The sequence below is a fragment of the Cytobacillus sp. FSL R7-0696 genome (genome assembly GCF_038006865.1).
GTDB classification, from domain to species: domain Bacteria; phylum Bacillota; class Bacilli; order Bacillales; family Cytobacillaceae; genus Cytobacillus; species Cytobacillus kochii.
Genome location: NZ_JBBOWA010000001.1, coordinates 1912571 through 1932980, shown reverse-complemented (window position 1 = coordinate 1932980; position 20410 = coordinate 1912571). Strand labels below are relative to the sequence as shown.

The following is a 20410-nucleotide window of genomic DNA, read 5'->3' as shown; positions in this document are numbered from 1 at the left end:
TACTCAGCTTCTTTTATGACCCACTTTTAACAGGAATAGGTTGCTCAACACCGTCAAAGCCTTCTTGATAAATACGACTAATAATTGATTCAATTTCAGGCTCTTCGACAGTTAAATCTTTAATATTATGTGTTTGTGTAATTTGCGTGATAACACCCGAAGCAGATATATCTTCTCGATTAAAGCGTATCCAATACTTACCTGCTTCTTCTTTAAACACTTCTGCTTTTTCAAGCGTCAATGGCTTAGAATGTTGTTCTAGATCTACTACAAGAGTACGAATTTTCCCAAATCGATTTTTCACTACAGCCATTTCTCCATCATACACTTTCTGCCCGTGATCAATTAATACCATCCTTTTACAAAGTTGCTCGATATCTTCCATATCATGGGTGGTTAAAATAACTGTAATATCGCGTTCTTTATTGATTTCTTTTATAAATGTACGCATGCGTTCTTTCGCCACTACGTCTAACCCAATCGTTGGTTCATCTAAGAATAAAATGGGAGGATCATGCAGTAAGGAAGCGGCAATGTCAGCACGCATTCTCTGACCTAACGAAAGTTGCCTGACTGGCGTATTGATGAACTCATCTAACCCAAGAATTTCCGTAAATGTATCCATATTTTCTTTATAGCGGCTATGCGAAACTTGATAAATTTCCTTTAATAATTCGAATGATTCAATCGTTGGTAAATCCCACCATAATTGCGTTCTTTGCCCAAAGACAACACCAATATTTTTTGCATTTGCTTGGCGGTTTTCATAAGGAACGATGCCATTTACTTTAACCGTTCCTCCACTAGGCACAAGAATTCCGGTTAACATTTTAATCGTTGTTGATTTCCCTGCACCGTTAGGCCCGATATAGCCGACCATTTCTCCTTTATCCACAGTGAAACTTACATCCTTTACCGCATGCTTCGTATAAAATTCACGTTTTACCAGACTTTTCATGGCACCAAGAAAGCCGGTCTCACGTTTCGCAACTTTAAATTCTTTCATCAACTGATCTACTTCTATGATAGCCATTTTTTACCCTCCACTCTGTTTATGACTGCCAACCTTCACTACGCTTTATGAGCCCGTACTCTTATAACGGCTGAGTCCTAGCATCCAAATGTAATAGGCAATAATGAAGAAAACAATACCAACCAATGGTGAAAAATAACCAATATTTTCTGGAAAGTATGGCGTTTCTTTACCCAAGATAACGCTTGCAGGAAAATAATTCACAAAACCAAAAGGAACAACAAACGCCGTAAACCATTGCACCATTTTTGGATAAATGACTAATGGGTAATTCGTTAAGTTTCTTGCTGGATACATTACTACCCAATAAAATTGCTCCGATTTCGTTGTCCAAAAAGCAAAAGCTGAGATAATCACGAGCAAGCCACCTTGTATAAGGACTCCACCAATCACTGCGGCCAATAAAAACAGGACATTAGCAATGGTCCAATGAATGTGTAATTCTACACTTACCCAAATAAAAATAAAGATACTAAAAATAAACTGTCCAAAGGATGCCACATCAAATTTCATCGCCATAAAGTGAAAAAAAGGATTAATCGGTCGCACTAAGAAACGATCAAATGTACCGTTCAAAATGTATGTATCAAGACTACGAAAATGGAAAAATAAAATAATGCAAAATCCCCAAGAGAGCACAGCTATCGCAAATAAAAATAACATCTCATAAAAATTCCATGTACCTAACTCCTGAAACTGATAAAGCATTACCCACATCGTTATCGCCGTTCCTGCATACGAGGTCAGCATCCCTACAATCCTCATAAAGAAGGCAAATCGGTATTGCAGCTGGGCCCTTATACCAGCAGCAACAAGCTTAAAATATAAATCAATATATCTCATGAATGTACTTATCCCCCTTGAACAACAACCTTCTGCGATGCTTTATTCCATACTAATCTTAAAAAGATATATGTAACGATCACCCAAAACAACTGAACCCCAATAGAAGTAAGGATTTGATATCCTGCAATCTCACCAATAAAGATCGCATTTGGTAGTAATAAATACCTTGAAAGGGCAAGTATGAAGCAAAGCTCGCGAGCCAACCTGGGAAAAACCACAATGGAATAACCGAACCAGATAGTAATGACATCGCAAAATAAAAGATATCCTCCACTCCGCCGGTTTCTACTAGAAAGAAAGTTAATAATCCAAAGGCCATTTCAATACAATAACGAATTAAAAACCCAATAAAAGCGGCAAATGAAAAAGCTAACCAGATAAGTGGATCGTTAGGTAATGAAAGGTCCATGAAGAAAAATAATATAATATACAAAGGTAATAGTGCAGTAATCATATAGAAAAACACACTGCCAAAGTCTGCGAATAAATAACGTAAAGGTACATCAAAAGGACGCATTAATTCCAATGAAATATCACCAGTACGCACTTTTTCTTGTATTTCCCAGAGAGGAGTCCCAGCCCCGTTTACACCTGAGAGAAATTGACTTACTACAATATATGTAAGCATTGCTTGAAAACTGACGCCACCAGCCTCTTCTCTACCCGCATATAACGCTGTCCAGATAGAACCCCACATTAAAAGAAAGATCACATTAGAACCGAGTCTAGACCAGACATCAAACCGGTACACAGCCGAACGAAGAAAAGACTTTTTGGCAAACGTCCAATACAATCGATAATTGAACATCTACTTCCCACCTGCTTCTTTAAAAATCACGTCATCTGCAAACATTTTAACATAATTTTACTAAGTCTCACCCCTTTTAGTTTGACAATTATTAAAATTGACAATAGAATAACATCTCTACCATTTTTAAGTATAAGGTTGGCAATTAATATAGAATGAATTAAAATGTAGTCTGACTTATTTTTATTAGAAGGAGACATCAACTGATGCGTAAATATAAATTATCGGATATGTTGACCTTCCTCATTCCGTCAATTCTAGGTATCCTATTCTTTATGATTCCTATTAGTATTGATGGGGAGGTAACAATTCCTATCGCTATATTATCCGGCTGGATACAGGATTTATTAAATGGATATATTCCACTTATTATGGTCGTTATTATTGTCCTTACTTTAGTAGGAACTTTGATTGCCAAGATATCTCCTGCTATATTCAAAAACTCACCCTTTTTAAATAACCTATTCAATGTCACATATGGATGGGTAATTGTCCGCTTTATCGGGGCTGTATTTGCTGTTCTAACATATCTCCAATGGGGAGTTGAAGCAGTTTGGTCTACAGCTACTGGTGGACTTTTATTATTTGATCTATTGCCCGTTTTATTTAGTGTATTTTTATTTGCCGGCTTACTTTTGCCGTTATTAGTCAATTTCGGTCTACTAGAGTTATTTGGTTCTTTACTTACCAAGGTAATGAGACCACTTTTCAAACTACCAGGTCGTTCAGCAGTCGACTGTGTTGCCTCTTGGATTGGAGATGGCACAATCGGAGTGCTTTTAACAAGTAAGCAGTACGAAGAAGGCTATTATACAAAAAAAGAAGCGGCTATTATCGGAACTACCTTTTCTGTTGTTCTATCACTTTCAGTCTTGTTATTATTTCTCAAGTTGGTTTGGGGGATTACTTTATTCCTTTCTACTTAACCATACTAGCAACAGGGCTTATTGCAGCATTTATTATGCCTCGTATCCCACCACTTTCAAGAAAAGCGGATACTTATTATAAAGAGAAAGCAAATGAAGCCGATGAGGACATTCCTAAAGGCTATAATTCTTTTACTTGGGGTATTGATTCTGCTATTAATAGAGCAAAGAAAAATAAAGATGTTAAGGCTTTCTTCACCGATGGCTTTAAAAATATTTTAGATATGTGGATGGGTGTTGCACCGGTTGTTATGGCCCTCGGCACACTCGCGTTAATTTTAGCTGAATATACGCCTATCTTCACTTGGATAGGAATTCCATTTATTCCTATTTTGGAGCTTTTAGGACTACCTGAAGCTGCTGCCGCATCTGAAACATTATTCGTTGGGTTTGCAGATATGTTTTTACCTTCTGTCATGGGGGCAGGAATGAAAGTGAAATGACACGGTTTGTCATCGCTGCTCTATCCGTATCACAGCTCATTTATATGTCTGAAGTTGGCGGATTACTACTAGGTTCTAAAATTCCTGTATCTTTCTTTGATTTAGTACTCATTTTTATTCTGAGAACAGTTATTGCTTTACCAATTATTACATTGGTTGCTCATTTTATTTTTTAACCCGTTATTCTTTCTCGGGAAATAATTTTTCGTCACCTGTCATTCCTAACAGGTGGCGTTTTTATATACATTGAATTGATTGAACTTTTGATAGATGTATAACTAAAAAGATCCATCGGTTACGATAATACCTCCACCCATACAACGTTTGTCCCTTTATGAAGGTTGGACAAAACCATAGTTGTTCTCCATTTTTAAGCGCCATACAGTGAATACGGTATAATCCTTTCACACAAATTTGTTTCAAAATGAATTCAGGTTGTTCTTCAGGTAGATTGGGCATTTTTTTTGGCGGTTTATAAGAAGGGGGTTTGCTGGAATGTACCTATATCCATATTTTTTAACAGCTTCCCTTTCATACCTTTTGGTTCATGTACGTTAAAATGACTCATATTAATCACCTCATGCACATCTTATGTGAAAAATGACTATTTGGCCTCACACCTCTTTAGAAATTCACGATAATCCCTATGCAGAAAACAAAAAAATGCCTGCAGTAACATCTTCTGAGGCATTTGGTATTTTATTGAGCGATCTCGTATAATTCTGCACTTGTCATTTTAATGAGGTCTTGCAACGTTAATTCTATCTGAGTACCTAATTTACCCCCACTAACAATCATACTTTTCAAATCTTTTGCTGATGCATCGATAATGGTAGGATATTGTTTTTTCATACCAATTGGTGAACAGCCGCCACGAATATAGCCGGTTATCTTCTGAATATCTTTCACATGAATCATTTCAATTTTTTTCTCACCTGACGCCTTAGCTGCCTTTTTCATATCCAGTTCCTTATCGACTGGAATAACAAAGACATAGTTTTGCTTACTTGCACCCGCTGTCACTAATGTTTTAAAAACCGTTTGACCTGATTTCCCCGTTTTTTCTGCCACCGAAAGACCATCTATTTTTCCATCCGCGACATCATAAGTCATGATCTCATAGCTTACTTTCGACTGATCTAATAACCGCATCGCATTTGTTTTTCCTTTTGCCATTCATCTACAACTCCTAGAAATAACGAAAAAATATATTTATATTTGCTTATGTTCGATAAACTCTAGCTTCATATGGACGGAGTTTCATTTTCTTAGATAGCGATAGATCGCCTTGTGCTTGATAGTTCCATAATAATAGCTTTGCACTATCCCTGACAAGTTGGTGATTTAAATTTACAGTTACGCTACACTCAGACAGGTTTACTATAACCAGAAACCTCTGTTCTTCATCTTCTCTTGTATAAGCAAAAATTTGTTTATGATTTGGAAAAAGAAGATTATATTCACCCTCAATAAGAGTAGCGTGAGTTTTCCTTAAAGTAATCATATCTTTGTAAAATTGCAATACAGAATGATTTGAATTCTTTTGGAGGGTAACATTGATTTTTGTATAATTCTCATTTGTCTCCATCCATGGTTTGCCCTCCGTAAAACCTGCGTTTGAATCAGAACTCCACTGCATAGGTGTACGGCTATTATCACGAGAAGAAGCCCAGATGAGTTTCATAATCTCTTTGTGTGACCAACCTTTCTGTTGTTTGTCCTTATATAGATGATGAGTGAGGATATCATAATAGGAGGACATCCCTTCGAAGTGCACATTCGTCATGCCTATTTCTTGGCCTTGATAAATAAAGGGGGTGCCTTTCATAAAGAAGTACATACATGCTAAGGCTGTGGCGCTTTCATACCAATAATCTTTATCATTTCCCCAAGTTGAAACAATTCTCGGCTTATCATGATTTTCGAGAAATAGAGCATTCCAACCATCTGAAGCTAGTGCGACTTGCCATTTTGTTAATACTTCTTTCAGAGCAATGATATCCAGGACTGGTTTTTCTTCTGCATCCCATAAACCAAGATGCTCAAATTGAAAAACCATATCCATTTTCCCTTGATCTTTACCAACCCAAAGAAGAGACTCCTCTGCACTAACCCCATTTGCCTCCCCAACCGTAACGACAGGGTACTTCCCATACGTTTCTTTTTTTAATTCTAAAAGCCAATCATGGATTCCAGGTTGATTCATATGCTTCGAGAAAGAAGGAACATATGTCTCTTTATTAGTTGGAGGGATGTCTGGTAATCCCGGGCTTTTCTTGATATGACTAATCGCATCAATTCTAAAACCGTCTACTCCTTTTTCTAGCCACCAATTGACTGTATCGTATAGTGCATGACGCACCGCTTGATTTTCCCAGTTTAAATCTGGTTGTTTTTTAGAGAATATATGCAAATAATATTCATCCGTTTTTTCATCAAACGTCCATGCAGAACCACCAAATATACTGGCCCAGTTATTCGGCTCTTGCCCATCTTTTCCTTTTCTCCAAATATACCAATCTCGTTTTTTCGATTCCTTGCTAGCTTTCGACTCTATAAACCATGCATGCTCATCACTTGTATGGTTTAAAACAAGATCAATAATTAGTCGCATACCTCTTTGATGCACTTCTTCTAATAATTGATCAAAGTCATTCATTGTCCCGTATTCAGCTAGTATTTCTTGATAATTTGAAATGTCATAGCCGTTGTCATCGTTAGGAGACTGATACATCGGACAAATCCAAATTAAATCAATCCCAAGTTCTTTTAAATATGATAAACGTTGAATAATGCCTTGAATATCCCCAATGCCGTCCCCATTTGAATCTTGAAAGCTTCGCGGATAGATTTGATAGGCAATTGCGTTTTTCCACCAAGTCACATCCCATTCCTCACCTTCTACTAACGATTAATTAATGATTTATGAATCCATATGGCCGCCTGAGAGCCTTCACCCATAGCAATTGTCACTTGTTCTGAATGAGCCACAACATCACCCGCAGCCCAAACATGAGGGACATTCGTCATTTTCGAGCGCCCATCCGTTATAATATGCTGATTACCTAAACGTTCTACACCTAATTTTGCTGCTAAGTCTGATTTCACCTGATTCCCTCCATAAGCAATAAAACCCCTCTCACCTTCTACCACCTGCCCAGATTCCAATCGAACCCCCCGAAACGATGAGCCCTCTGCCAATACTTCCGCTATTTTTTCTTCAATCACTTCTATTCCTAATTTCTCTAACTGTTGATAAGTTTGTGGATAAACCTCTTTTTTCTCATCATTAACGAATATTATTGAATTCGTCCAATAAGCAAGCGTCAATGCCATATTAGCACCCGTGTTCCCAGAACCCATCACAACCGTTGTTTTATCCTTCACCTCATACCCATCACAGTCTGGACACACGTACACAGTCAAACCTAGACATGGGCCTAGCGATTCATAAGGAGGAATATGGTCCATGATTCCTGTGGCAAGTAATAACCGCATGCCTCTATATTGCTTATTACTTCTTGTGCAAATAATGAACTCCTCTTCCTCGTATACAATGTCTACCACTCGTTCATCTTGATAATGAACACCATATTGTTCTCCATGCGCTCTCCCGATTTCCCTAAGATAAGGCCCGCTTACGCCATTAGGATAACCTAATATATTATGATAACTTTGACAGATTGACGATCGACCTTGATTATCATCAAGCACTAACACCCGGTGTTTATAACGACCTAATTGAATCGCTGCCTGTAACCCTGCGATTCCACCACCAATAATGATGCATTCGTATTTCATACTCCTCATCCCTCCTCATTTTCATCTTCGTATTGTTTCCAAACGGATGAAAAAAATGAAAAAGGGGAACAAAAACTTATTATCCACAATAAACACATTAACTTGTGGATAAACCATATATATACACAGGGTTATACACATACGAACAAACGCTTGGTTTAATAGCTTTTCTCCGTGATATAAATAACTTCTTCCTTTGAATCCATTTCACCTTTTTAAGTTATCCACTTTTTGTTGTGGACAACTGTTGATAAGTGCTAATATTCTTTAAATTCTTTTCAAGTGACTTGATTTTTAACTTTTTAGTTACTCAGACTTGCGGCACACTCCTTTTTACTTTGTTTATTTCTGGAGGAGCTCTTTTTTAGTCGCGATTCTTCCTTTTTCGCTACCCATTTCTTGGGGTACTCTCTTTTTAGTCGCGATTTCCCCTTTTTAGCTACTTATTTCTTGGAAGGCTCTCTTTTTAGTCGCGATTCTCCCTTTTTCCCTACTTATTTCTTGGAAAACTCTCTTTTTAGTCGCGATTCTCCCCTTTTCGCTACTTATTTCTTGAGGAGCTCTTCTTTTAGTCGCGATTCTCTCCTTTTCGCTACTTATTTCTTGGAAACTCTCTTTTTAGTCGCGATTCCCCCTTTTTCACTACTCATTTCTTGAAGAGCTCTCTTTTTAGTCGCGATTTCCCCTTTTTCGCTACTCATTTCTTGAGGAGCTCTTCTTTTAGTCGCGATTCTCCCTTTTTCCCTACTTATTTCTTGAGGAGCTCTCTTTTTAGTCGCGATTCTCCCTTTTTCCCTACTTATTTCTTGGGGAGCTCTTCTTTTAGTCGCGATTCTTCCTTTTTCCCTACTTATTTCTTGAGGAGCTCTCTTTTTAGTCGCGATTCTCCCTTTTTCCCTACTTATTTCTTCAGGAGCTCTCTTTTTAGTCGCGATTCTTCCTTTTTCCCTACTCATTTCTTGAGGAGCTCTCTTTTTAGTCGCGATTCTCTCTCTTGTTCCCTAATTAAAGACATATCTTCACAGGCCCGCCCAACATGGGTTCAAAAATAACAAAAAGGTTGCCCACCCACGTCGGCAACCTTCCTGCTATTTATTCATATGTGACAAAAAACCACCTAATAAATCATCAATATCTTCTTCGGCTTCTTCCTTATGTGGTTCTGGTTCGTTTTTCTTCGCTTGATTCCAATCGAAACTATCTAGTTCATCTTCAAACGTCGCATCGTCAGCAGGTTCTTCCGCAGCAGCAGTTTCCTGCCATTCATCAACAGGTCGAGCTCCTGATTCTTCCTGCAAATATAATGCTTCATCGATATTAGCTGAGCCACTATTTAAAGAGGCTAATAATGCTGTAGCTCTGAGTGGGTCGGAAATAAGCTGGTACACAATACTTCCAAGTAGTGCCTCAGAATGCTCGTGTTTTAGCCAATCCTTTTGAACCTTTGTTAAGTGTTTCGGAAGTGGAATCGTAATAGCTTCTCTCTCATTACTCTTATTTTGATTGACTCCCGCAAGGACAATTTCTGCAACCTTACTAGAAAAATTTCTTCTCTCTGTTGTCTTTAACCTTTGTAGCTCTTTTAGTAAATAATCTGGTGTATCAGATGGTATTCGGAATGAAATTGACTGACCCCTTTTCAATTCCGAAGAAGCTGGTTTTTTCATCAAAACTCACCTAGTTTGATTTAACAGGTTTCTTATCCTGCTTATCTTTATTTGTTCTTCTTGCATAATCTGCAACCAATTTATAATAGGCATTCGCCATCATCCAAATGCTTTCTTTTTCATCTTCAAAAAAGTCGATGTTAAAGCCATCTAAATTATTATTCAATGTCTTGAGGTAATCTTTTAGGACGATGGAGCCACCACCAACAAAATAGCATATCTCGGTTTGCGAATTTTTTTGCCATACGTTTCTTAATAAACGGTATTGCTTCTTCGCTAAGTCTAAAAGAATGCGATCTGTAATGTCATGAACGCTTGTGCGGCTACCTTTAACCATAATATGGTTGCGATTGTTTTTTCTTGTAATAATCTCTACGACATCGCGGCGGCTATCAAGCTCTATACCATGTTTTGATCTTATTTCTTCTCTAATCGCTTCTAAAGATTCAGACACACCTAAATTAAAGCCTTGAGCTTTATCATCATCCACATTTCGATCTTTAATAACTGCGATATCTGTTGATAAACCACCAATATCCTGAATAAGTATGCGTTTATCTATTAAGTCTTTATTAATAATATTTAATTGATTGTCCATCACCAAATTAATGAATGCAGCAAAGCCTTCAGGATAAACTTTAACATCATCAAATTTAATATTAACCTTTATCCCTTGATATTTAGGCGTAATTAAAAATTCAACTTGATGAACAGACCCCATTAATTTAGAACGATAACCTGAATCTTTACCTTCTTTAGCTTCTCTCAATGGAAGGCCTGTACCTAATAAATAATTCGCATCCACCACATTACCAGATCTCTTAAATGTAGCTCCTTTTTCTTCGTTAACTGCATCCAATGCCAATGCTGTAAATAACATGACCAATGTTTGATCTTCTTCAGATTTACTACTGCCTGGATCAAGCTCTGACGCGTTATCACTTTTGGTTGCTAAATGCCCAACACGATAGATTGCATTATTCTCTTTCAAAGCAGGGGAGTGGACACGAATATGTATGCCATCTAGCGGATCCTTACTATTTAGCTCTTCAATTCCAATGACTGGTCTATCCTCAATATCTCTTGCTACGACATTCGGTAAATTAAGCTCGTTCTCTACCTTACCAAAAATAGCTTTAAGCGAATCATTACCAACATCGACAGCCGCAATTCTTGTATTCGTCATCTCTTATCCAACCCTTTCATTCTCATAAATTTGAGTTAATAGTTTAAGAGTAATAGAGAATGAAGTAATAAGCAATGAAACAGGGTGAAAAGTTACCAAATCGTAAAAACGTAAACAAACAGCAAAATTACGCATACTTGTATACTTTAATGTTTACAAGAATACATAACAAGCACACACGTTGATATAACAATATGTATACACTTTTGCATACTTGCACACATATTAAAAATCATATGTAAACAATAACGTAAACTTGCACACTTATTTCGTTTACATGCATTCAATTACAGAATACATGTAAACACAAACCTTCCTACCTCCTATTTGTTTATAAAAAATATTAAAGGGAACGATACTATCATGCCCTTAGGAAGGTCTATTGAAAGTGAATAAATGAAAGTATGAGAATCATTTAAGCAGAAAATACTATCAATGCTTTATAGTTCCCACTTGAGGGTCTTCGGAATTTACATATAATTACCAAAATTTGCTGAAATGTAATTAACATGATTAGACTTTTTGATAAAGTCCACCTATTATACTTCTCCCTAAAACATTATTATTTTATTATCCGAATAATCTTAATATAATTTTTTTCAAAAAGGATCATTCCCATTAAATCAATATTTATACGTTCACATGGCTAAAATATACTTATCTTTGATTTGACAAAAATCTGAAAAACATTATTATAGTATAAGTAAAAAAAGGAGGAAGTTATATGTCTGACGACAAACAACGTATTGTCGATAGTGTGCCTCAGAAGGGATTTTTTGGACACCCTAAAGGTTTATTCACACTATTTTTCACTGAATTTTGGGAGCGTTTTTCCTACTATGGAATGAGAGCCATCCTTGTTTACTACATGTATTATGAAGTTTCACAAGGCGGTTTAGGTCTTAGTCAAACAACGGCTTTATCTATAATGTCTATATATGGTTCACTTGTTTACATGTCTGGAATCATTGGCGGTTGGTTCGCTGACAGAATATTTGGTACTTCTAAAGCTATTTTCTATGGCGGAATCCTTATTATGCTTGGACATATCGCATTGGCTATTCCTGGAAGCGTTGCCATGTTCTTTGTATCCATGGTATTAATTGTCTTGGGAACTGGTTTATTAAAGCCTAATGTATCAAGTGTTGTAGGCGATATATATAGCGAAAATGATAGTCGCCGTGATGCAGGGTTCAGTATTTTCTATATGGGAATTAACCTTGGTGGTTTCCTTTCTCCTCTAATCGTTGGTTCACTAATGGATACAAGTTTCCATCTTGGATTTGGTGTGGCTGCGGTTGGTATGTTTGTTGGATTAGTCACTTTCCAAGTAACTAAGAAAAAATATTTAGGTCTAGCAGGTACTCAGGTACCTAACCCATTAGCACCAAATGAAAAGAAACGAGTATTTACACAAATAGGATTAGGTATCCTTATTGTTGCTATTCTAGTTGCTGTAGGTATTCCTACTGGATATTTAACATTTGAAAGTCTTGTCTTTATTGTCGGAATTTTAGGAGTAGGAATTCCAATTATATACTTTACTGTTATGTACAGAAGTAAGAAAACGACAGATGTGGAACGCTCAAGATTAATTGCCTATATACCTTTGTTCATTGCAGCAGTTATGTTTTGGGCAATTCAAGAGCAAGGTTCAACAATCTTAGCCAGTTATGCAGACAATCGTACGGATTTAGAATTTATGGGAATTACTATTTCCCCAGCATGGTTCCAATCCCTTAATCCTTTATTCATTATTGTATTGGCACCAATGTTTGCTTGGTTATGGGTGAAGCTTGGTGATCGTCAACCTACGATTCCACAAAAGTTCTCTCTCGGATTACTATTTGCAGGTCTTTCTTTTATCGTTATTCTTGTACCTGGATATTTCGCTGCAGACGGTGCATTAGTAAGCCCACTTTGGTTAGTATTAAGTTATTTTATTGTTGTACTTGGTGAACTTTGTTTATCACCAGTTGGTTTATCAGCAACGACAAAACTAGCTCCAACTGCATTCTCTGCACAAACAATGAGCCTTTGGTTCTTAGCAAGTGCAGCAGCTCAGGCCATCAATGCACAAGTGGTTAGATTTTATTCAGCTGAAACAGAAGTACTTTACTTCGGTATTATTGGTGGTTTATCCATTGTCCTTTCACTCGTTCTTTTCTTGGTTGCACCAAAAATCCAGAAAAAAATGCGAGGAATTAAATAAATCCATAAAAAAAAGATGAACCTATACGACGGTTCATCTTTTTCTTTCGCTTAAACTTCTACTTCTGTACCAATTCCCTGTATTTTGGCTTTATCATATACAGCTGCTGCAGCTGCTAAGTCAAAATAAGCAGCTCCAACAGATTTGAAGAAAGTAATTTCTTCCTCTGATTCTCTTCCCTTAATTGTATGTGCTGCTAATTCTGTAAGCTCTCCATGTAGCTCATTAAAATGCCAATCACCTTTATTATTAGGAATAATAAAGTCACCAGCTTCTTCTTTTACACCTTCTATCGTATCAGCAACCACTTTACTCGCTCGTTTTAATGTTTCAACGTCCACTTCTTGCATATTAGGTAAATAAGATCCAATGCCATTGATATGTGTACCTTGCTGCAAACTAGCTCCTTTGAATATTGGTTCCACTGCTCGTGTACTACAATTGACAATATCAGACCGTTTCACAGCATCATCAGGATCTGCTACCACTTCCACTTTCCCTTTATAATTTGGCAGGATCTCTCTCATTCGGTTATAAAAGTTCTCCGCTCTTTCCCTTGTACGGTTGTATAAATATATATGATCAATATTTCTGACTTCGCATACAGCTTGTAGTTGCTCCTCTGCCATTGCACCACAACCAAGCACGGCAACAGATTTTGCGTCTTTTTTTGCTAAGTATTTTGTTGCGACGCCACTAAGCGCTCCCGTTCTTAATCTAGTTAAATAAGATGCATTCAGACAAGCCACGTGTGTACCGTTTTCTGTATCTGATAACAAGATGACACCTTGGGTAGTTTTTAACCCTTCTTTAGGGTTCTCAGGAAAGATTGTGACTATTTTTACTGCAGCTTTCTTCATTGTCTCCATTGCACTAGGCATATATAATGCCGATGCTTTTTTTGAAGGAATATCTAAAACAGTTCTTTGTGGACTCGCGATTTTACCTTGATGATGAGCAACAAGTGCTGCTTCCATATCCTCAATCGCATCTTTCATTACATATAATGTTTTAATTTCTTTCTCTGATAAAACAAGCATAAAAACATCTCCCTTACAACTATTGACCACATCTCATAAAGCCCGATACGATGACGTACCGAGCTTTTAAATTAACAATCTACTACATGGCTACATCTTGATCTAATTCTTGTTTACTTTTTTCACGTACAGCAATCATGGCAATGAGAGAAATCGCAGCACATAATATAATATATAATGCCACCGGTACATAGGAACCATTAAAGTAGGCAAGTAATGCAGTAGCGATTAATGGCGCGGTTCCACCTGCTACCGCAGCACCAATTTGATAACCTAATGTAATACCCGTATAACGAACATTTGATTTAAAAATTTCTGAGAACATTGTTCCTAAGACCGCTGTAATCGGTGCCCAGACAATCCCTAATCCTAAGACAGTTGCAATGACAAGCCAAGTAACCGTTCCTTGCTGTAACATCCAAAAATAAGGGAAAGCAAAAACAGCCATTGCTATTGTACCACCAATATAGAGTTTCTTCCTACCGATCTTATCAGAAAGACTCCCCATGATAGGAATAAGAATAGTTGTAACAATGGTTCCTACTGTCACAGCATTTAGGGTCGCTGTTCTTGAAAAGCCTAATTCGCTCGTTGCATATGAAACGATAAACGTACCGAAAATATAAAACGGCGCGGTTTCTACTACTTTTGCTCCTACTGAAATGAGTACTTCTCTCCAAGAGGTTTTAAATGTTTCAACGATTGGTATTTTAGCAATCTCTCCACTTTCTTGTGCCTTTTTAAACGATGGTGTTTCATCGATTCCTTTACGGATCCAAAGACCAAAGAAGACGAGTAATGCACTCATGATAAACGGAACACGCCAACCCCATGATAGAAACTGCTCTTCAGGTAATAATGTCATAATAGACAGCGCAATCGTTCCAAGAAGCATACCGATAGTTACCCCCATTTGTGGGACACTACCGAATAATCCACGTTTTTCCTTTGGGGCATATTCTACAGCTAATAAAACAGCTCCACCCCACTCTCCTCCGAGTCCAATTCCTTGAATAAGACGAAGAATAATCAGCAGAATAGGTGCCATGACACCAATGGTTTCATACGTTGGTAAGAAGCCCATTAATACAGTAGATCCACCCATAATGGTTAATGTTAATACTAATGTTTTCTTTCTCCCTACCCTATCACCAATATGGCTGAAGATTACTCCACCTAGTGGTCGAATAAAGAATGCTAACGCAAATGAAGCATATGCCAACATTAAGCCGACTGTTGGGTCATCACTATGGAAGAAATATTCATTAAATACAAGAGCAGCAACCGTACCATAGAGAAAATAATCAAACCATTCAATCGAGCTTCCAACAAGGCTAGCAATTAATACTTTTCTATTCTGAGCTTTACTCATTCTAGCACCTCCCTATAATTATAAGAAATATCAAAATATTGTATTTTCAATATAATAGTATATTTATACAAAAAAATCTATAGTTTTCTAAAAAAAGTTCTTTTAACTTATTTAATTGGTTCATAATAGACTGAATGCACAAGAAGCTATGCTAGTAAAAGATTTTCTCACCAAATCACTTTATAAGAATAATAATTAATAGATACTTCTTATTATCTGCACTAAATCCTGCATTACTGGACATAATAGAGGTATATAACTTTGATTTCCTACAGCACTTTCTTTTTCTCTGCCCTTATGATATTTATGTTATAGAGCTGTTATCAGTATTGGAGTGACTTTTGTGATCGAAAAGAAAAAAGCTTTACCTATTTTGTTTGCTGTTATGTTTCTCGTTATGTCCGGATTTGGTGTCATTATTCCGGTTATACCATTCTATGCAGAAGAAATTGGGGCAACCCCTTCGCAATTAGGTTTATTAATGGCCGTTTATTCACTTATGCAATTTATCTTCGCACCATTATGGGGACGTGTGTCTGACCGTTATGGCAGGAAACCAGTCATGCTCATCGGCATATTAGGTCTCTCACTTTCGTTCTTCTTAATGGCTTTATCTAGTGAATTATGGATGTTATTTGTCGCACGCATCATTGGAGGAACGCTGTCTGCAGCAAATATGCCAACAGCGATGGCTTATGTTGCTGATATCACGACAGAGGAGGACCGTGCAAAAGGCATGGGGATGATTGGCGCTGCAACAGGTTTAGGCTTTATATTTGGCCCAGCAATAGGTGGGGTATTTTCCCAAGCAAGTTTAAGTACACCCTTTTATGTAGCAGGAACTCTCTCGCTAATTACGAGTCTTTTCGTCCTTTTTGTTTTAAAAGAATCGTTACCTGCAACAGGTACAGGCGAAGGTAGAGAGCGTCCTTCATTTTGGGAAGCGTTTAAAGGCACGACCTCCATTTTATTTATCTTGAATCTGTGTGTATCTCTGTCTCTTGCAGGATTAGAGGCTACCTTTGCTTATTTTGCTTTTCAAAAAGCAGGGCTACAGCCAACAGAACTAGGTATCATTTTTATGATAATGGGCTTCGGTTCTGCTCTTGTTCAAGGCGGGTTAGTCGGGAGGCTCTCTAAGAAATATGGAGAAGGAGCAGTCATTCAAGGGGGCATAATCGTCAGTGTGATTGGTATGGGGCTTATTTTAACATTAGATACCTTCTTAACCGCGGCAATCTTCCTTACAATTTTCGGAATGGGCAATGGCGCGATAAGACCTGCAGTGTCAAGTCTATTAACAAAATCAGCAAAAGGAGCGCATGGCAATATAACAGGGCTTTTATCCTCTTTTGATTCCTTAGGAAGAATACTTGGTCCTCCTCTCGGCGGGTTATTATTTACTGTTTCGATTGGATTTCCTTATATTTCAGGAATGATTCTTTCCGTTTGTGCATTATTATTATTTCAAGTTTACCGTATGAAAGCACCAGGTAAAAAAAGCTTTGAAGCTTAAAAAAGGCTGTCTATGTAAGGCAGCCTTTTAATGTTGACTTGGGAAATAGCGTTTTTTAAGCTGTGTCGACGCAAGTTCTAATAGTATCGCAACAAGGAGAATACAATAGGTGATAAAACCAACTTCTCTTAAATCAAAGTAGAATCCCGATGCCATAAAGAGTTCAAAGCCAATGCCACCTGCCCCTGCGGCCGCCCCCATTGCAACAGCAACTGAAAAATTGATTTCAAAACGAAGAAATGTCCATGATAAAAGATAAGTCATTGTAGATGGTAAAACTGCATGAACGATAGTTTGCCACCAGCCAGCACCTGTCGACCGTAACGCTTCAAGCACCCCTTTATCCACTTCCTCAAATGATTCGGAGAAAGCTTTTACCAAATAGGCTACGGAATGGAACAGCATGCCTAAAACAGCAGCCGTACTCCCTAATCCAGCTGCAATAGCAAAAATCAAAACCCATAAAACCGTTGGAACCGCTCGTATGAACGCGACATACGTTTTAATCACTTTAGCTATACCTTGATTTGATAAGTTTTCCGCTGATAATAATGCAAGGAAAAAGGCAATTACGGCTCCAATTACTGTCGATAGAACGGCTAATGCTAATGTAACACCAACTTGATACAACGCTTCACCCCAAGAAAAGTGAGTTAAAGCTGGCGTAAGGAACATTGTCTGTAAATTCGTCATTGTCTCCTTTAATGCGGAAGTTAACTGAAAGCCGGTATAGTCAAAAAAAAGGAAGGCAGCAACAGTTACAATGCCGAGGCTCCATAGAATCGCCTTTAATGTATAGTCAACCTTATTGCCTATTTTTATATTAATTCGACCCGTTTTATCTCGCTTTATATAGGCTATTCCCATTATAAGATCACCTTCCTGATACGGTTCGATGTGAGTTCTATGGCGATGACTGTAAGGATAATTAATAATGTCACCAGCGCAACCGCTTCATAATTTAAGGTCTTATAATACAGGTCAAATGTATAGCCGATACCTGTACCTGTCAAAATGCCAACCAAAGTTGCGCTTCTTATATTCGTTTCGATCATAAACAACATCCAACTCAACATTTGTGGTAATGCCTGTGGAATAACGGCTTTAGAGATCCCTTGAAAATATGTGGCCCCCGTCGCCGTTAAGGCTTCAAAAGACTTTAAGCCCACTTCATCAATCGTTTCCATAAACGCTCTCGTCAAAAAGCCAACTGTACCAACAAATAGAGCAAGAAATCCAGTTAATGAGTTTTGTCCAAATGAGAGTAGAAGAATTAACGCCCATGCTACGACAGGGATATTTCTCGCGACAGAAGCTATCCCTCTAGATAACCCCGCCATTAAACCATTACGCCTCGTCGTTGTTGAACCTGATATTCCGAGGGAGAAAGAAATGAATGCCGCTATCGTTGTCGCAGCTACTGACATGAGAATGGTTTCTACCAATTTCAACATAATGTCAGGAAACTCACGCCAAGTATGCGCCGTAATCCATAAATTTTCAACCATCCATAGACCAGCTATTGGAATAGCTAACAAGCTTTGATAAAAGTCAAATTGGACCATCTCAATCGATAACCATGTGAAGCAACAAACGATAATCAGCAAGAAGAGATGTTGCCATTTTCTACTTAATCGTTTTTGATCTGTTAACATATTCGCCTTCCTCATACCGTTATAAGCTCTCTTGTATCCATACCATAGACTTCTCCAATATGATGAGTGTCTAATTGTATATTTGGCCCATTAAAAACTAAATGTCCTTTATTTAAACCGATAATTCTATTCGAATAGGATTGGGCTACCTCGACTTGATGGAGGTTAACGATACAAGTGATACCCATTTCCTCGGTAATAGACTTCAGATAATCCATAATGACCTTGGAAGAATGAGGATCTAATGACGCAATCGGTTCGTCACATAAGATGAGCTTCGGATCTTGGATAAGTGCGCGGCAAATTCCTACTCTTTGCTGTTGTCCTCCACTTAGTTGGTCGCAGCGTTTATAAGCATGGTCAGCGATGCCCAGCTTCTCTAGGAGATAGAAAGCTCTTTCTTTTTCTTCTTCACTAAAAATACCGAACATTCCTTGTAAAGTTGACTTATATCCGAAGCGCCCATGAAGTACATTTTCGATAACTGTTAAACGTGGGACAAGATTATAATGTTGAAAGATCATCCCGATATTGGCTCTTTCTTTTCTCAATGACTTTCTGCCAAGTGTAAGAATGTTTTCCCCATTAAAAAGGATTTCGCCACTATCCGCTTCCACTAAGCGATTGATGCATCGCAATAAGGTTGATTTTCCGGCTCCTGATGGACCAATAACCGATAAAAATTCACCTGTTTCAACAGTAAAATCGATATTTGTTAGTACACGGTGACCTTGATAGGATTTATTTAGTCCCCTTATTTCTAATAATGCCAAAGGATTTCGCCTCCTCATAGATTACTTAGATAGCTCTCTTATCGGGTTAAACCATTCATCATCCACTGGCGCTAATCTTTCTTCACCAGATTTAAAGAATAAAGCCGATTGATCTGAACCCTCAGGAACAAAGATTTTCTCATTATTTGCTACTTCGTCACTCGATAAGTAGTCTTGTAGCTTTTTAAAACCATCCTCCCCTAAAAGGTCGATATTGCCAACAAAAGGTGCATTTAAAACCGGTGTGACACTAATGAGCACAAATTCTTTACCCTTTACAAGACTAAATGGCTCAGCTGCATTATCTTTTACGCGATAAATCGAACCCGGACGATTCGCTTCGCCTTCCACAAGCTCAACATAATTTTCTACACATGTATCACAAAAAGCTGCTACATCAGCACTTCCTTTTAACAAATTAACCGCAGACCCTTGATGTGAATTGCCGAACAATACCTGAGAGAATAATGGGCCACCTTCCATTAAATCTTCTTCTGTTAAACTTTTATCACTAAAATGGGCAATCAAATCAGAGGCAGGTACTTTAAATCCTGATGTGGAACTATTTGATACAAATGACATTTTTTTATCAGCAATTGTATCTAAAGAAAATTCCCCATTTTCTTTATAGTTATTTACATCATCAACATTGACAGCTAACCAGCTATGATAAACGGCATCGTCTAACGTGCCTGATTCTCCTGTTGAAACAACTAATGGTTGAATAGAGTCATTACGCTCTTTCGCTTCTATATAACCTTGTGCACCCATAAAAGCGAGCTCCGCATTGTTATTTACCATTGTCTCAATAGAAATCGCATAATCCGTTGTTAAATGGTGCTTTACTTCACGACCTGTTGCATCAGCAATTACCTCACCAATGTCATCTCTTGATGATTTCATATCTGATCCTGATTCACTTGGATACCAAACAATATCGACAACATCATCACTTGCAGAAGCCTCGCTATTTCCTTCTTCTGAGCAAGCACCAAGTAACAAAGTCAATAATACAAGCAGCAACCAACCATATGATTTTTTACCCATTTTCATTCACTCCCTTTATTTACGATTTAACTTATTTCACTTTAATTTAAGCATAATAATCTACACAAAAGACTGAATTTACTGT

General features: G+C 37.7%; 17 protein-coding genes and 1 pseudogene. 3 read left to right on the top strand and 15 right to left on the bottom strand.

All coding sequences use genetic code 11. From position 1 onward, the window contains the following. Positions 1 to 13 precede the first annotated feature (13 nt). The 3 genes from MKX29_RS10085 to MKX29_RS10075 form a co-directional block, all read right to left on the bottom strand. Positions 14 to 1033 carry an ABC transporter ATP-binding protein gene (locus tag MKX29_RS10085; protein WP_224936859.1) on the bottom strand — a complete coding sequence of 340 codons (1020 nt, stop codon included), beginning with the start codon at positions 1031 to 1033 and terminating at the stop codon, positions 14 to 16. A gap of 45 nt (positions 1034 to 1078) precedes the next feature. Beyond that, positions 1079 to 1876, bottom strand: a complete 798-nt coding sequence (locus MKX29_RS10080; RefSeq protein ID WP_095371471.1) for an ABC transporter permease — start codon at positions 1874 to 1876, stop codon at positions 1079 to 1081. Positions 1877 to 1955: 79 nt separating this feature from the next. Continuing rightward, on the bottom strand, positions 1956 to 2687 hold the full coding sequence (locus tag MKX29_RS10075; RefSeq protein WP_341105326.1) for an ABC transporter permease: 732 nt from the start codon (positions 2685 to 2687) through the stop codon (positions 1956 to 1958). 206 nt (positions 2688 to 2893) lie between these two features. On the opposite strand from MKX29_RS10075, the pseudogene MKX29_RS10070 reads away from it, so the two are divergent. Then, positions 2894 to 4232 (top strand): annotated as a pseudogene (locus tag MKX29_RS10070) (YjiH family protein). A gap of 523 nt (positions 4233 to 4755) precedes the next feature. On the opposite strand, the gene ybaK reads toward MKX29_RS10070, so the two are convergent. The 6 genes from ybaK to MKX29_RS10040 all read right to left on the bottom strand — a co-directional run bounded on the left by ybaK (position 4756) and on the right by MKX29_RS10040 (position 10710). After that, positions 4756 to 5232 carry a Cys-tRNA(Pro) deacylase gene (ybaK, locus tag MKX29_RS10065; RefSeq protein WP_251162380.1) on the bottom strand — a complete coding sequence of 159 codons (477 nt, stop codon included), beginning with the start codon at positions 5230 to 5232 and terminating at the stop codon, positions 4756 to 4758. 46 nt (positions 5233 to 5278) lie between these two features. Next, positions 5279 to 6940, bottom strand: a complete 1662-nt coding sequence (locus MKX29_RS10060; protein WP_281202820.1) for a glycoside hydrolase family 13 protein — start codon at positions 6938 to 6940, stop codon at positions 5279 to 5281. 20 nt (positions 6941 to 6960) lie between these two features. Continuing rightward, the gene (locus tag MKX29_RS10055) at positions 6961 to 7857 is read right to left on the bottom strand and encodes an NAD(P)/FAD-dependent oxidoreductase (RefSeq protein WP_281202821.1); all 897 of its coding nucleotides are present in this window, start codon (positions 7855 to 7857) and stop codon (positions 6961 to 6963) included. Positions 7858 to 8453: 596 nt separating this feature from the next. After that, a complete protein-coding gene (locus MKX29_RS10050) occupies positions 8454 to 8813 on the bottom strand; it encodes a hypothetical protein (protein WP_341105321.1) in 360 nt (119 codons plus the stop codon). A 132-nt stretch (positions 8814 to 8945) separates the two neighbouring features. Continuing rightward, complete coding sequence (locus MKX29_RS10045) at positions 8946 to 9524, bottom strand: hypothetical protein (protein WP_289434951.1); 579 nt, start codon at positions 9522 to 9524, stop codon at positions 8946 to 8948. A gap of 10 nt (positions 9525 to 9534) precedes the next feature. After that, positions 9535 to 10710, bottom strand: a complete 1176-nt coding sequence (locus tag MKX29_RS10040; protein WP_224936866.1) for a ParM/StbA family protein — start codon at positions 10708 to 10710, stop codon at positions 9535 to 9537. A 724-nt stretch (positions 10711 to 11434) separates the two neighbouring features. Between MKX29_RS10040 and MKX29_RS10035 the strand changes: the two genes are divergently transcribed. After that, on the top strand, positions 11435 to 12922 hold the full coding sequence (locus MKX29_RS10035) for a peptide MFS transporter (protein ID WP_224936867.1): 1488 nt from the start codon (positions 11435 to 11437) through the stop codon (positions 12920 to 12922). Between the two features lie 50 nt (positions 12923 to 12972). On the opposite strand, the gene MKX29_RS10030 is transcribed toward MKX29_RS10035, so the two are convergent. Further along, positions 12973 to 13962, bottom strand: a complete 990-nt coding sequence (locus MKX29_RS10030; RefSeq protein WP_251162385.1) for an ornithine cyclodeaminase family protein — start codon at positions 13960 to 13962, stop codon at positions 12973 to 12975. A gap of 82 nt (positions 13963 to 14044) precedes the next feature. Beyond that, entirely contained in the window at positions 14045 to 15334 is a 1290-nt protein-coding gene (locus tag MKX29_RS10025) for an MFS transporter (protein ID WP_095371459.1), read from the bottom strand. Between the two features lie 346 nt (positions 15335 to 15680). Between MKX29_RS10025 and MKX29_RS10020 the strand changes: the two genes are divergently transcribed. Then, entirely contained in the window at positions 15681 to 16850 is a 1170-nt protein-coding gene (locus MKX29_RS10020; protein WP_224936944.1) for an MFS transporter, read from the top strand. 27 nt (positions 16851 to 16877) lie between these two features. Here the strand turns inward: MKX29_RS10020 and MKX29_RS10015 are convergent, their stop codons facing one another. From MKX29_RS10015 to MKX29_RS10000, 4 genes are read right to left on the bottom strand one after another with little or no spacing between them, the layout of a single operon-like run. Then, positions 16878 to 17717 (bottom strand): ABC transporter permease subunit, encoded by an 840-nt coding sequence (locus MKX29_RS10015; RefSeq protein WP_251162386.1) that lies wholly within the window; start codon positions 17715 to 17717, stop codon positions 16878 to 16880. Then, positions 17717 to 18505 carry a PhnE/PtxC family ABC transporter permease gene (locus MKX29_RS10010; RefSeq protein WP_341105314.1) on the bottom strand — a complete coding sequence of 263 codons (789 nt, stop codon included), beginning with the start codon at positions 18503 to 18505 and terminating at the stop codon, positions 17717 to 17719. Before MKX29_RS10010 ends, MKX29_RS10015 begins: the two co-directional genes overlap by 1 nt. 11 nt (positions 18506 to 18516) lie before the next feature. Next, positions 18517 to 19278, bottom strand: a complete 762-nt coding sequence (gene phnC / locus MKX29_RS10005; protein WP_341105311.1) for a phosphonate ABC transporter ATP-binding protein — start codon at positions 19276 to 19278, stop codon at positions 18517 to 18519. 21 nt (positions 19279 to 19299) lie between these two features. Continuing rightward, positions 19300 to 20325, bottom strand: a complete 1026-nt coding sequence (locus tag MKX29_RS10000) for a PhnD/SsuA/transferrin family substrate-binding protein (RefSeq protein ID WP_341105310.1) — start codon at positions 20323 to 20325, stop codon at positions 19300 to 19302. Positions 20326 to 20410 lie beyond the last annotated feature (85 nt).